General features: G+C 43.3%; 11 protein-coding genes. 5 read left to right on the top strand and 6 right to left on the bottom strand.

Annotated features, from left to right (window positions below; all coding sequences use genetic code 11):
- Positions 1 to 46: 46 nt before the first annotated feature.
- Positions 47 to 1,201 carry a methionine aminotransferase gene (locus tag HHA43_RS02840; RefSeq protein ID WP_168417667.1) on the bottom strand — a complete coding sequence of 385 codons (1,155 nt, stop codon included), beginning with the start codon at positions 1,199 to 1,201 and terminating at the stop codon, positions 47 to 49.
- 286 nt (positions 1,202 to 1,487) lie between these two features.
- Between HHA43_RS02840 and HHA43_RS02835 the strand changes: the two genes are divergently transcribed.
- Positions 1,488 to 2,048, top strand: coding sequence for a macro domain-containing protein (locus HHA43_RS02835; RefSeq protein ID WP_168417668.1), 561 nt, complete (start codon positions 1,488 to 1,490; stop codon positions 2,046 to 2,048).
- A 68-nt stretch (positions 2,049 to 2,116) separates the two neighbouring features.
- Here HHA43_RS02835 and HHA43_RS02830 read toward each other — a convergent pair whose 3' ends face one another.
- From HHA43_RS02830 to HHA43_RS02820, 3 genes are read right to left on the bottom strand one after another with little or no spacing between them, the layout of a single operon-like run.
- Positions 2,117 to 3,445, bottom strand: a complete 1,329-nt coding sequence (locus tag HHA43_RS02830) for a DUF445 domain-containing protein (protein WP_168417669.1) — start codon at positions 3,443 to 3,445, stop codon at positions 2,117 to 2,119.
- 59 nt (positions 3,446 to 3,504) lie between these two features.
- Positions 3,505 to 4,077, bottom strand: coding sequence for a CC0125/CC1285 family lipoprotein (locus HHA43_RS02825; RefSeq protein WP_168417670.1), 573 nt, complete (start codon positions 4,075 to 4,077; stop codon positions 3,505 to 3,507).
- A 47-nt stretch (positions 4,078 to 4,124) separates the two neighbouring features.
- Positions 4,125 to 4,664, bottom strand: coding sequence for a DUF924 family protein (locus tag HHA43_RS02820; protein ID WP_168417671.1), 540 nt, complete (start codon positions 4,662 to 4,664; stop codon positions 4,125 to 4,127).
- A gap of 318 nt (positions 4,665 to 4,982) precedes the next feature.
- On the opposite strand from HHA43_RS02820, the gene gshA reads away from it, so the two are divergent.
- On the top strand, positions 4,983 to 6,560 hold the full coding sequence (gene gshA, locus HHA43_RS02815; protein WP_168541675.1) for a glutamate--cysteine ligase: 1,578 nt from the start codon (positions 4,983 to 4,985) through the stop codon (positions 6,558 to 6,560).
- Between the two features lie 18 nt (positions 6,561 to 6,578).
- Positions 6,579 to 7,112 carry a disulfide bond formation protein B gene (locus HHA43_RS02810; RefSeq protein WP_168417673.1) on the top strand — a complete coding sequence of 178 codons (534 nt, stop codon included), beginning with the start codon at positions 6,579 to 6,581 and terminating at the stop codon, positions 7,110 to 7,112.
- Positions 7,113 to 7,203: 91 nt separating this feature from the next.
- Here HHA43_RS02810 and HHA43_RS02805 read toward each other — a convergent pair whose 3' ends face one another.
- The gene (locus tag HHA43_RS02805) at positions 7,204 to 8,535 is read right to left on the bottom strand and encodes an alpha/beta fold hydrolase (protein ID WP_168417674.1); all 1,332 of its coding nucleotides are present in this window, start codon (positions 8,533 to 8,535) and stop codon (positions 7,204 to 7,206) included.
- Between the two features lie 243 nt (positions 8,536 to 8,778).
- Here HHA43_RS02805 and HHA43_RS02800 point away from each other — a divergent pair, with 243 nt between their 5' ends.
- Both HHA43_RS02800 and parE read left to right on the top strand, forming a co-directional pair.
- Positions 8,779 to 9,363, top strand: a complete 585-nt coding sequence (locus HHA43_RS02800) for a YqiA/YcfP family alpha/beta fold hydrolase (protein WP_168541673.1) — start codon at positions 8,779 to 8,781, stop codon at positions 9,361 to 9,363.
- 14 nt (positions 9,364 to 9,377) lie between these two features.
- Positions 9,378 to 11,258 (top strand): DNA topoisomerase IV subunit B, encoded by a 1,881-nt coding sequence (gene parE, locus HHA43_RS02795; RefSeq protein ID WP_168417676.1) that lies wholly within the window; start codon positions 9,378 to 9,380, stop codon positions 11,256 to 11,258.
- Between the two features lie 59 nt (positions 11,259 to 11,317).
- On the opposite strand, the gene HHA43_RS02790 is transcribed toward parE, so the two are convergent.
- Entirely contained in the window at positions 11,318 to 12,733 is a 1,416-nt protein-coding gene (locus tag HHA43_RS02790) for an SLC13 family permease (protein WP_168417677.1), read from the bottom strand.
- Between the last annotated feature and the right edge of the window lie 114 nt (positions 12,734 to 12,847).

Genomic DNA, 12,847 nt, shown 5'->3' with positions numbered 1-12,847 from the left:
CTAAAAAGCCTTAGCTTTTCAGTAACTCAGCGATGCAATTCCTGACTTAAACTGCCGATAAAATTTCCGCTGCACGTAACAGCGTCTCGGTTTTTTTGGCAAAGCAGAAACGAATTAAACGTAAGTCATCAGGCGGGCTTTGATAAAACGCAGACACAGGAATACCGACAATGCCATGTTGCTCGGCAAGGAAATGGCACATGTCTACGGCATTTAAATCAGGACGGATATTGCTGTAATCCAAATTTTGAAAATACGTGCCCTGTGCAGGACTCAACTGAAAACGTGACTGAGCAATACCATGATTAAATAAATCACGTTTGGCCTGATAAAAGCCTGCCAGCTCTGCAATATGTTCAGGATGCTGCTGCATATAGTTGGCCAATGCCACTTGTACAGGCATCACCCCACAGAAATTCACAAACTGATAGGCTTGGCGGAAGAGCTGCATTAAAGCAGGTGCAGCTGCACAGTAGCCTGTTTTCCAACCTGTGACATGAAAGGTTTTACCAAAAGAACCGACAACGAAACTACGCGCTCTGAGCTCAGGAAAAGACAGTGCAGAATGGTGTTGCTGATCATCAAAGACCAAATGTTCATAGACTTCATCGGACAGTACCACAATGTTATGTGCCTGAATCAGGTGAATTAATTGTTGCCACTCTTGTTCTGACCATACCGTGCCTGTGGGGTTGTGTGGTGTGTTGATGATGATCATGCGGGTTTTGGCATGAATCGAATCTTTAACCCTATTCCAGTCCACTTGAAAATGCGGGGCTTGCAATGGAATGTGCACAGCTTTTGCACCCAGCAGCTTTGCACATGGGGCATAGCTGTCATAACTCGGGTCAAAAATAATGACTTCATCGCCTGCTTGCAGCACGGTTTGCATAATGCTAAAAATGGCAAGGGTTGCCCCTGGGGTGATGGTAATTTCACTGATGGGGTCAAGCTGTAATTGATCACGCTTTAAAAATTGCTGTGCCAGTTGTTCACGCAGTGGCAAGTAGCCATCACCTGAAGGATATTGATTGAAACCTGCGTGTGTGGCTTGGCTTAATGCGTCTAGTAGTGCTGCAGGTGCAGGAAAATCTGGAAAACCCTGCGATAAATTTAAGGCATTGAGTTGTTGAGCCAAAGCCGACATACGGCTAAAAATACTGAGACCTTGAGCAGGGAGTTTTGCGTGAATATTGAGCATAGAAAGGTTCTGATGGTGGCAGCAGTTTGCTTTACATCGTAGCGTTTTCAGGGTTGAATGCAAATGGATATTCGGTGTGGCATGATCGTGTTGTAAGCCGAAAAATATTGTCACAAACTAATTTTTGAGGGAGGACATCATTAGCTTGTGAGCAATTAGGGAAAAGATTTTTTATAACAATGAAGCATGCATTTTGTTCTTTTTTATCTAGTTGAGTCATCCCTGAAGCCAATATATTTTTGCTATAACTTTTTTGGGGCGAGTTGTGATGTTGGAGAATAATGATATGAAACTTGTTCAGTTAATCTTAGCTGACATTACTACAATTTCAGTAGATATTATTGTCAACTCTGCAAATAAGTCATTACTTGGTGGTGGTGGATTGGATTATATCATCCACAAAAAGGCTGGTCCTTTGATGAAAGAGGCTTGTATACAATTAAATAAAGAAAAAGGAATACGTCCTGTAGGAAGTGTTGAACTCACAACGGCTGGAGATTTGCCTGCAAAATACATTATTCATGCGATTGCACCACGTTGGCTTGATGGTAATCATCATGAAGCACAGCTTTTATGTGATGCATATTGGAATGCACTCAATAAAGCAAACGAAGTACAGGCAAAAATAGTATCTTTTCCCAATTTAGGGACAGGGGTCTATAAACTTCCAAAGCGAAAGGCGGCTGAAATAGCCATAGGGACTATACTTCCTGCATTAGCATATAGTCCCTCTATTTCTAAAGTATTGTTTGTATGCCATGATGTTGAAAATTATGAAATTTATAAAGAAATAATGTCTAACTTGGAGGATCCAAGTATAGAAGTTAAAATTATTCCGAAACCGTAACTCAAATGATCGATAGCTACCTTAAATGAAGCTGAAGTTTATAAATAAGTATCCTAAATATTTAAATCTCAAATCAACTCGACCAACGCCCGAATAATCCCTAAACCCAAACCAATAAATGCACCGACGATGACACCATTGACCCGAATCATGTGTAAATCGCCACCGACTTCATTTTCAATTTTGCCAATCATTTCGCGTGAGTCCCATTCATGAATACGCTCACTAATAAAACGAATCACTTTTTCGCTGTATTGATCTGACAAGTTGACCGCAATAGCGCCCATTTTTTCATTCAATAACTGACGCACCGCCGTGTTGGCAATGATATTTTCCCCGACTTGCTGAATTGCGACACGCAGGTTTTGGGCAATCCCCGAGTCAGGCTTTTGCAAATCTTCCTTAATCGCATTGCAGAGAATCACCACTGCACCACTAATAAAGTTCAAGACGGGTGGACTGTCTAACAAGGTATTTTTAGTGTCATTTAGGCGTTGGCTTGCACTGCTGTTGTTGTCTGCCAGTTGCAGCATCAGTTGTTGTCCAGCATCTTCAATTTTTTGGCGCCAAGGATGATCTGGGTCTGCCAGCATAGATTCGACTCGTTGCAACAATGAATCTATGGTGCGTTGCTGTACATCAATGCCAATCCAGCTGGCACCTTTGGCCAGTTTCCAGACCCCCAGTTCTTTAAACAACTGACGGGTCAATTCACGGCTTTTTTCAGGATGTTTTAGCATCCAGTCATGGGCTAGGTCTAAACCACGTTGCAGCACATCTTGGTGGAAATCATTTTCTAAAACGGCACGCAGCATTTCACTGGCCAAATGGTTTACCTGAGTGTTGCGAATCCATTGCACACTGTTACTTTGAATAAAGCGCCCAATTTGCTCTTGTCCCACGAACTCAAAAATTTTCGGTACAGTTTGCTGAATGACTTGCGTGACTTGCGCATTATTTTGTGGATTGGCCAACCATTTACCCACGGCTAAAGACAAGTCTGTACTGTGTAGGCTTTTTTCTACCACTTGTGGCGACAAAAAGTTTTCCTGTACAAAACGTCCCATCGACTCGGCAATACGGTCTTTGTTGCGCGGAATAATTTCGGTGTGATCACGTAAAAACTTGGGAATTGGCATTTTGCCAAAAGGATTGCGAAACAGCACAGTAATTGCATACCAGTCTGCCAGACCACCCACTACACCTGCCTCGGCAGATAGCATCAGAATATGAATCAACCAGGTATATTCAGGCAGTAATTTTGCGGTCAGCATTAATGCCAGCCAGGTCAGTACCGCAATCACTAAGGCAATGGTGGCAAAGCGTTTACTGCGTTGCAAACTTGGAGATACGTTTGCCGAGTGCTGAGTTGGGCTATTGGCAGGTGCTGGATTCATGCACACATCCTTTTAAAGCGAGAGTGACCAAATAACAATGGTTGATGCAAATTACGGTCTTACTGTGCCGCAGGGGCAGCAGGCGCAATCAGCGGTTGTCCTGTTGGACTTAACCCATATTTAGCGCCTAAAGACTGTAAAATCAATGTGGCATCAAAGGCATCTTCAGGAGCAGATTTCTGATCTTTAAAACACTGAATGGTATAAGACACCTGCGTTGGATCTAAATTGACCACCTGTGGCATGTCATAAAACGGGTCAGGCCAGAACGGTGCACGGCGGTGATAATAGCCATACGGTGAATAATTGTATGGATAATAACTCGGTGCAGGGTAGACCACCGCTTGTCTAGGCGGTTTCTGGCTGCGGTTACTTGGGTCATCTAAAACTTTAAAGAAACGGAAACCGTGTTGCAGTGTGGTTTGCGCCGCTTTAACCAAAGTGATTTCTTCAGCTACACCAAAACTCATGTTATGACCCGCCAGAAAACTAATTCGATAGGTCTGTGCATTGAGTGGCGTTGCGCTGTAGCGTCCCAATTGCTCAAAACTTAAGGGTTTAGAGGGTGTAGTGGCACAACCTGTAAATAGCAAACTGCCTGCAAGGGCAAGACCGAGTAGGGAATATTTCATAAGAAAGCTCTCCTGCGCAATTCAACCCGTTATCACAACCGAGTCAATTAAAAACTACTATTGGGTTGGGTTAAAAACTCAAGCTCTTCTGCGCTAGATGGACGTCCCAACACCTGATTTCGGTGCGGATAATGTCCAAAACGGTCAATAATCACTTTGTGTTTAAGTTCATAGCCCAAAACGGTGGGATCATCCAAACTTTCAAAAAGCCCTAAGGCTACTTCGTGAATGCGTTTTGATTCACTGTGCATAAATGGCATATATAAAAAGCGGCGCTCAATTGGCTTTAAGTCCTGATCCAGTTTTAAATGAATCATTTCCTGCGCCAAGACCAAGGCCATACCATCTTGAGCGAAGGCACGTGGGTCATTACGGTACAAATTACGTGATAGTTGATCTAAAATGATAATTTCAGCCAAACGCCCTGCGGGTGTTTCACGCCATGTCCATAATTCTCCCTGCGCAGCTTGGCGATGCACTTCTGCAAATTTTTCTGCAAGTAAGGCGTCGAATTCTGCAGTTTTCACAAACCAATTTGCTTCTGCAGCTGGAGAAAACCAAAAATCTAAAAAATCTTGATAATTCATACGCTTTATTATTTACCTCTGCTCATTTGATTATAAAATCACAAATTTAACGTGTCTTATAGTGCAACTTTGTGATAAAAAATTGCCAAATTAAAATTTATTGACGTTGACCACTTTATAAAATGTCAGCCTGCCCCAAAATCATCATTTTGTTAGAAAAAACAGCCCAAGCGCATGTACTGCTGCCAAATCAAGTTATACTTGAAAGGTTATGGTTTTATCTTAGATCATGCCCATGATTAAGAAAATTGCAACCGACCCAAAATCAGCTTGTGGTTTATGTCGTATTCGTAGTGTATTGGATTAAGCGAGAGTGTAATGAGTCAACCCGAACCAAATGCGCAAGATGTTTTACCGAACTGGGTAGACGCTGCGCTGCTTCAAGGGATGTTGCGCGGGATTGAACGCGAAAGTCTGCGTATGCAAAGTGACGGCTTTTTGTCGCAGCAAGCACATCCTCAAGCTTTGGGTTCGGCACTGACACATCCACACATTACAACAGATTATTCTGAAGCGTTGATGGAGTTTATTACTCCACCGCAAAGCAGTATTCCGCAGGCCTTGGCGTATTTGCGTGATATTCACAGTGTGGTGCATCAGCATTTGGGCGAAGGCGAAAAGCTTTGGCCACTGTCTATGCCGTGTATGCTTGATGAAACCGATGAAGGCATTCCACTGGCGCAATATGGCAGCTCCAATATAGGGCGTTTTAAAACCCTGTATCGCCGTGGTTTGGGTGTGCGCTATGGCCGTCGTATGCAGACCATTTCAGGGGTGCATTATAATTTATCCTTCCCTGAGCATTTATTTGCAGCCCTTCAACAACACGAAACCGATGATCAGCTAAAAGCGCTCAGTTTGCAGGATTATCGCAGCCATCGTTATTTGGGTTTAATTCGTAATTTTATTCGTTTAACGCCTTTGGTGATGTTCCTGCTCGGTGCGAGTCCATCGGTATGTCAGTGTTTTATGACAGGGCGTGAACACCATTTGTTGCCGTTGTTACGAGGTACGTTGTATTTGCCGTATGCCACCGCATTGCGTATGGGCAATTTTGGTTATCAAAACTCGGCACAGAAAAAACTCGGTATCCATTACAACGACTTAACGGGTTATTTGGATGGTCTGCAAAAGGCCGTGAAAACGCCGTATTTACCATTTAGCCGTTTAGGTTTGGATGATGAAACGGGTGAAGCGATTCAAATTAATGACCATGTCCTGCAAATTGAAAATGAGTACTACAGTTTGGTACGTCCAAAACAAGTGCCGCAGGATGGTGAAACACCATCACAAGCCTTGGCGAATCGTGGTATTGGTTATGTGGAACTACGTGCGGTAGATGTTAACCCATACAGCCCAATTGGTATTGATGAACATACGGCAGGCTTTTTGGAAGTCTTGGCGCTGTATTGTTTACTGAGCGACAGCCCAGCCTTGTTTGATGCAGAACAAACGATTATTGAGCAAAATCAGGCCGAAGTGGTCAATCGTGGTCGTGCGCCAAATGCACAAATTCAGGAAGGTGAAGTCAAAACTCCAATTGAAGCGTGGGGGCAGCACTATGTCACCGCCATGCAACCTTTGGCTGCTTTACTTGACCAAAGTTATGACACCCAATTGTACTCGAATGCCTTAACACACATGATGGTGCGTTTACATGAGGTGGATGAAACGCTGTCTGCGCATATGATTACAGATACTATTCGTCATGGCGGAACGTGGGGCTTTGGCAGTTATATGGCACAGCAACATGCGCATGTATATGAGCAGCATCAACTTAGCCCAGAAACACAGGCTTATTTTGATGCTGCTGCGCTACAATCAATTCAGCAACAACAACAATTTGAACAAGAACATAGTCTGAGTTTTACAGACTATTTAGCAAAATATCGCTAATCATTCCGAGGCTCGAGCATGCAAATTAGTTATCGTCTGCTAAGTGGTTTTTTATTTTTAGCCAGTGTCGTGGGGATGGCATTTGCATTGTATTTGGAGCAGGTGCAAGGTTTGGCACCGTGTCCATTGTGTGTGTTTCAACGTGTCGGTTTAATTGCCTTGGGCGTAATGTCGTTGATAGCTTTTGTGCATAACCCACGCTCCAATGTAGTCAAACGCATATATGCCTTGTTGGGCAGTATTGGCATTTTATGGTCAGTGGGTGTGGCAGCACGGCATGTATGGTTGCAAAACCTGCCACCCGATCAAGTTCCAAGCTGCGGGCCAGGACTAGATTACTTGGTTGAGGCTTTGCCAATGAAGTCTGTGTTGCAGCAAGTGCTGTCGGGTTCAGGTGAATGTGCGGTAATTGACTGGACGTTCTTGGGGCAGTCTTTACCAGTATGGTCATTGCTGTTTTTTAGTGTGTTGGCCTTGGTCAGTTTATGGCAATTACTGCGTAACTATCCTTTTGTTGCGCCTGCTTCATTTGGCAAAATTAAGAAAAAATAAGTTCAGTCTATCTGGTATTGGATTTAAAAAAGCGCCATCTACAAAACTGAGATGGCGCTTTTTTATTTTTTAGTTGGGTAGTCTTAAATTTTTAAGTCAGGGCAATGCCTTCTAAACTTGACCAATCACCAATAAATTCATGGATTTGCTGTTCTGGTACATCTTCTTGTGGTGGATAAAACCACTTCACCAATTGCTCGGCCACACTTGGGTGATAAGGCAACTGAAAATGGTTTAAACCATAAAACACCGCTTTATGTGATTCGGGCAATTTCAACTCAAAACGTGGGTTGGGATGTTCACCCAAAGCACTTTTCACGCTAACCAGATAATCGCCAATCACTTTGCGGTTCAGCTTTTGTTTTTTCTCACGCTCAATACTGCCTGCAACAAAGTAGGTGTTGATATGGGTCGGTAAGGGCGCAGGTTTACGGTTGTCATCGACCTGTCCAATCCGAGCCTGATTATGTTCCCAGTCATCATCACGCACACTGCCATGCCGTAAATCTAAAATGCCGTTACTGCGGATATTGACCAAATGTCCGACAATTTTCACAATCGGGAAACGGCCTAATTTGTCTTGCAAATGGAATCCAAAACGTTCCAGTACCGCCCCATGGTGCGGTGAGCCTAGACATACCAAATTTTCCACCAAATGAATCCAGCCATGCATATTTTGTTTGCCGTAAAACAGCGCACTGCGTGACACCAAGCCGCCCATGCTGTGGCCAATTAAATCAATACTGGTAATTTGAGGATGACGCTGAATTAAGTCTTCCAGTGTATTGGCGAGACTACGCCCATTGGCTGAAATTCTGCGTCCTGTATTGTAGTTCAGATACAGCATGGTGTTGTGATCACGTTGCGCCAGTAGTTTTTCACCAAAACCACCCATTTGATGTGATGTCCAATCTAAATGGTTACGACACAAACCATGCGCAAAAATCACAATACGCCCAGACAAATCGCCTTGTTGAACTGCACCATAGTGATCGTATAGCACCATAGGCAACGCGAGCGGATTTTGCTGCTCGAGTAAATAATCTCCCAACACCCCATTGAGTACACCTACTAAAAAGTGCAGGCTGGGGGTTAGAGCTTTGTCATGTAAATTGGGGAATTGTGCATTAATATGGCGTAAGCCTGGTGCAACAAAGTGGTAGCCGTATTGTTGCAAACTATTAAAGGCAAATTTATACAGCTTTTGAAATGTGGCTGTTTTTTGGAATTTTTTGGAGCGTTGTTCGCTCATGCCAAACACGCTAAGCAGGACTTCACGCTGGATGGTTTGAATGACATCGGTCATGACAGCATTCAGACGTGTGCTGACCAATTGTGCCAAGCCTTCTAAAATATCGGCCTGACTTGGAGGTGTACGGTCCCATCTACAATAGGTTTCATGCAGTGGTGTTAAACTTGGCATACTGTGTTGCCCCTTGTGTTCCCATATACCGAACGCTTTATTTTTACTTGAGTTCGCGGTATAAACTTGTACGCTTTCATTTTATCGTGTTTATTTCGATCTGCTTTTAAAATACCGATGACTGCCAAGATGCACGCGTCTTTTTGTCTAACAATTGCATTTTTCCATGAAAAATAAATTAAAAACACATAAAAAGTGGCTAAATTTCACGAGATCGAGAGAAAAAATAAGGGCATAGCAACAATGAATTTGATTTATTTACATGGTTTTCAAAGTAGCCCTTTGTCCATGAAAGGGCAGTTATTGTATGCCTATGTGCAGCAGCATCGCCCAGATATTCAGATGCATTTGCCCGATTTAAATGCACCGCCTTTAGAGGTTTTGGCACAACTGGCGGCATTGATTCAAAGCTTACCCAATGTGGCATTGGTGGGCAGCAGCTTGGGTGGTTTTTATGCGACACAATTGGTCGCACAGCATCATGTGCCTGCTGTTGTGATCAATCCTGCTATGCGACCATGGCAGTTGTTTCAAGACTTGTTTGGCGATGTATTGCCTTACACCGTACACCCAAACTGGCATTTAACTGCACAGCAATTGGATGACTTAGCAGACATTGCGTTGCCAGTTGCACAAGATGCAGACAAAATATTGGTGTTATTGCAACAAGGCGATGAAGTTTTGGATTATCGTGAAGCGCAGCGTTATTATAGTGCTGCTTCGCCTTCGGCCATGATGATGACCGAAGCGCACGGCAACCATGCCATGGATGATTTTGCAGACAAAATTCCGATGTTACTGCAATTTTTATCGGATTCCCTAGCTTAAGGAAACAGTACAACGTGTCTCAATATACCGCTCAATCTCTTGAAGTTTTATCTGGTTTAGATCCAGTACGTCGTCGTCCGGGCATGTATACCGACACCACACGTCCAAACCATTTGGCGCAAGAAGTCATTGATAATGCGGTAGACGAAGCGCTTGCGGGACATGCCAATAAAATTACGGTAAAAGTCTATAAAGATGGCTCATTGTCAGTAGAAGACAATGGCCGTGGCATGCCTGTCGATATTCACCCTGAATACGGACAAAGCGGGATTGAAATTATTCTGACCAAATTGCATGCAGGCGGTAAATTCAGTACCGATAACTATCAGTTCTCAGGTGGTTTGCACGGCGTTGGTATTTCCGTGGTCAATGCCTTATCTAGCCGTGTAGAAGTGACCGTACAGCGTCAGGGTAACCTGTATAAAATGGCATTTGATCAGGGTGAAGCTGCTGCGCCTTTAGAAGTATTGGAAGGCAAAGCACCAAAACGTGCTTCGGGTACGTTGGTGCATTTTTGGCCTGAAGCCAAATATTTTGATTCGCCTAAATTTGCCTTAAAAGCTTTAAAACACAATTTAAAAGCTAAAGCAGTATTGGCGGCAGGTTTAGAAATTCATTACCTTGATGAAATTAACGATGAAAAAATTGTCTGGCAATTTGAAAATGGTCTAGTCGACTATTTGATGGATGAGCTGGAAGATCGTGAAATTGTGCCTGCACCTGCTTTTGTGGCCACAGGTGAGGCAGAGCGTGCCAGTGCCGAATTTGCCATTTGTTGGAATGTAGAAGGCGGTGAGCAAATTCAGGAAAGCTACGTTAACCTGATTCCGACTGCACAAGGCGGTACGCATGTGAATGGTTTGCGTTCTGGCGTGACCGATGCTTTACGTGAATTTTGTGAGTTACGTAATTTATTGCCGCGTAATTTGAAACTGTCTGCAGAAGATGTCTGGGACGGGGTCAACTATATTTTATCGTTAAAGTTTCAAGAACCGCAGTTTTCAGGGCAAACCAAAGAGCGTTTATCTAGCCGTGAAGCAGCCAGCATTATGCAAAATATTGCCAAAGATGCTTTTGCCTTGTGGCTTAACCAAAACTCTGACATTGCCATGCAACTTGCAGAAATGGCAATTTCTAAAGCAGGTCGTCGTTTAAAAGCGGCTAAAAAAGTAGAACGTAAAAAAATCGTTTCAGGCCCAGCCTTGCCCGGTAAACTGGCAGATTGTGTGGGGCAAACCCGTGAAGAATCGGAACTATTTATTGTAGAGGGTGACTCTGCAGGTGGTTCTGCCAAGCAAGCACGCGATAAAAACTTTCAGGCGATCATGCCGATTCGTGGGAAAATTTTAAATACGTGGGAAGTCTCTTCCGATGAGGTTTTAGGCTCGCAGGAAGTACATGATATTGCAATTGCCATTGGGGTTGATCCAGGTAGTGATGACTTGTCTGAATTGCGTTATGGCAAAATTTGTATTTTGGCCGATGCTGACTCGGACGGTTTACATATTGCGACCTTGTTATGTGCTCTGTTTGTGAAGCATTTTCCAAGTCTGGTGGAAGATGGGCACTTATATGTGGCCATGCCGCCATTATTCCGTATTGATGACGGTAAAGATGTGCATTATGCGTTAGATGACGATGAGCTGGAAAACACCCTGAAAAAAGCCAAGACCAAAAATCCGCAAATTACCCGATTTAAAGGTTTGGGTGAGATGAATGCCAGTCAGTTGCGTGAAACCACAATGGACCCCAATACACGCCGTTTGGTGCAGTTGGATTTAGACGACAGTCATTTCACTGCTGGTTTGCTGGATAAGCTGTTGGCAAAAAAACGTTCTGCTGACCGTAAAGTATGGTTAGAGCAGAAAGGTAATTTAGCTGATTTGGCGGTTTAAGCTGATCTAAAGTGAATAAAAAATGGGGCATTTTATGCCCCATTTTTATTGATTGATACTTAACTAAAGAACCAATACACAAATAACGAAATAATAAATATACACATGATGTTCAAGACCATGCCCACACTCATCATTTCACTTTGCTTGATTTGACCTGTACCAAATACAATCGCATTTGGCGGTGTTGCAACAGGTAACATAAAGGCACACGATGCACCAATACCAATAATCACCACTAAAATTTCTTTCGGAATACCCATTTGGTCTGCAATTGCAGCAAATATAGGTACTAATAACGCAGCAGAAGCGGTGTTACTGGTAAATTCGGTTAAGAAAATAATGAAGGTGGTGACTGCAAAAATGACCACCAATGGAGAAGTATCACCAAAGGTATTGGCAAGGGTTTGACCTAATACCAAAGATGCGCCTGAATCTTTTAAGATCGCACTTAAGGTTAAACCACCACCGAACAGTAATAACACGCCCCAATCGGTATTGTCAGATACTTGCTTCCACGTTGCAGTACCGAGCATGACCACCAAACATGCAGCAACTAAGGCTGTCCATGTATCAGGTTGGCTAATACCAAAGGTTTCGCTAAGTTTCTTACCAAAAATCCATGCGACTGCAGTACATACGAATAAAAGCATGGTTGCAATACGGGTTTTGGTCCAAGGAATCACTTCAGTTTCAAAATGAATTTTCTGGTTTAAATTTGGACGCAATACCAAATACAAGCTGACCAACATGGCTGGCAGTAAAATCAGCATCATTGGTAAACCAATTTTCATCCAGTCAGCAAAGTCATAGTCTAAAGCTTTGGCTGCAATGGCGTTTGGCGGAGAGCCGACCAAAGTCCCCAAACCACCTAAACTGGCAGAGTAGGCAATCCCCAATAAAATGAAAACGAAGGTTTTACGCTCTTTGGTGGCATCGAGGTGTGACAACAAACCTAGTGCCAGCGGTAACATCATTGCTGCAGTCGCGGTGTTGGAAATCCACATCGACAGCGCAGCAGTGACCACAAAAATAGATAAAACCGAAATCCCCAAGTGACCGCCCGACATGGAAATAATCCACATTGCAATTTTACGATCCAGTTTTTGGATATGCAGCGCAGTTGCTAAGGCAAAACCACCAAAGAATAAGAAAATAACAGGGTCAGCAAAAGTTGCTAATGCTTGCTTGGTTGAAATTGGTACAAGTTCTTTGCTGGCATTTTCTAGTGGCATACCTAAAGCCACAGCAAGCACAGGTACTAACAGTGCTGTAATGGTAATGTGTACCGCTTCGGTGAGCCATAAAATACCAATAAAAAGCAACAGACTTAGACCCTTATTGGCGTTTTCATCATAGGGTAAGACGTTATACAAACCGAAAGAGAGCAGGGTCGCAAGAATAACAATGGCCCAAGTCTTGATCAGTTCTTTTCGCTTAATACTGGCTGGCACTTCTATATGGTTATTTTCCATAGAAGTTCGCTCCGTAAAAATGGGATAAAAGGAAAAGTTGGAAGATTGGTCGGTGCAAATGACCGAAGCAGTCTTAACAGACTGTTTTTTAAGCTAGTCTTAATTATAGGTGTA

The organism is Acinetobacter sp. A2, assembly GCF_012371325.1.
In the GTDB taxonomy this organism is placed as follows: Bacteria; Pseudomonadota; Gammaproteobacteria; order Pseudomonadales; family Moraxellaceae; genus Acinetobacter.
Note: the sequence above shows the minus strand (reverse complement) of the source record. Positions and strands in the feature narration are given on the sequence as shown.

Excerpts from the sequence above, each read along its gene's own strand:
- HHA43_RS02840 (WP_168417667.1), bottom strand. The coding sequence starts at position 1,201 with ATGCTCAATATTCACGCAAAACTCCCTGCTCAAGGTCTCAGTATTTTT.
- HHA43_RS02835 (WP_168417668.1), top strand. The coding sequence starts at position 1,488 with ATGAAACTTGTTCAGTTAATCTTAGCTGACATTACTACAATTTCAGTA.
- HHA43_RS02830 (WP_168417669.1), bottom strand. The coding sequence starts at position 3,445 with ATGAATCCAGCACCTGCCAATAGCCCAACTCAGCACTCGGCAAACGTA.
- HHA43_RS02825 (WP_168417670.1), bottom strand. The coding sequence starts at position 4,077 with ATGAAATATTCCCTACTCGGTCTTGCCCTTGCAGGCAGTTTGCTATTT.
- HHA43_RS02820 (WP_168417671.1), bottom strand. The coding sequence starts at position 4,664 with ATGAATTATCAAGATTTTTTAGATTTTTGGTTTTCTCCAGCTGCAGAA.
- gshA (WP_168541675.1), top strand. The coding sequence starts at position 4,983 with ATGAGTCAACCCGAACCAAATGCGCAAGATGTTTTACCGAACTGGGTA.
- HHA43_RS02810 (WP_168417673.1), top strand. The coding sequence starts at position 6,579 with ATGCAAATTAGTTATCGTCTGCTAAGTGGTTTTTTATTTTTAGCCAGT.
- HHA43_RS02805 (WP_168417674.1), bottom strand. The coding sequence starts at position 8,535 with ATGCCAAGTTTAACACCACTGCATGAAACCTATTGTAGATGGGACCGT.
- HHA43_RS02800 (WP_168541673.1), top strand. The coding sequence starts at position 8,779 with ATGAATTTGATTTATTTACATGGTTTTCAAAGTAGCCCTTTGTCCATG.
- HHA43_RS02790 (WP_168417677.1), bottom strand. The coding sequence starts at position 12,733 with ATGGAAAATAACCATATAGAAGTGCCAGCCAGTATTAAGCGAAAAGAA.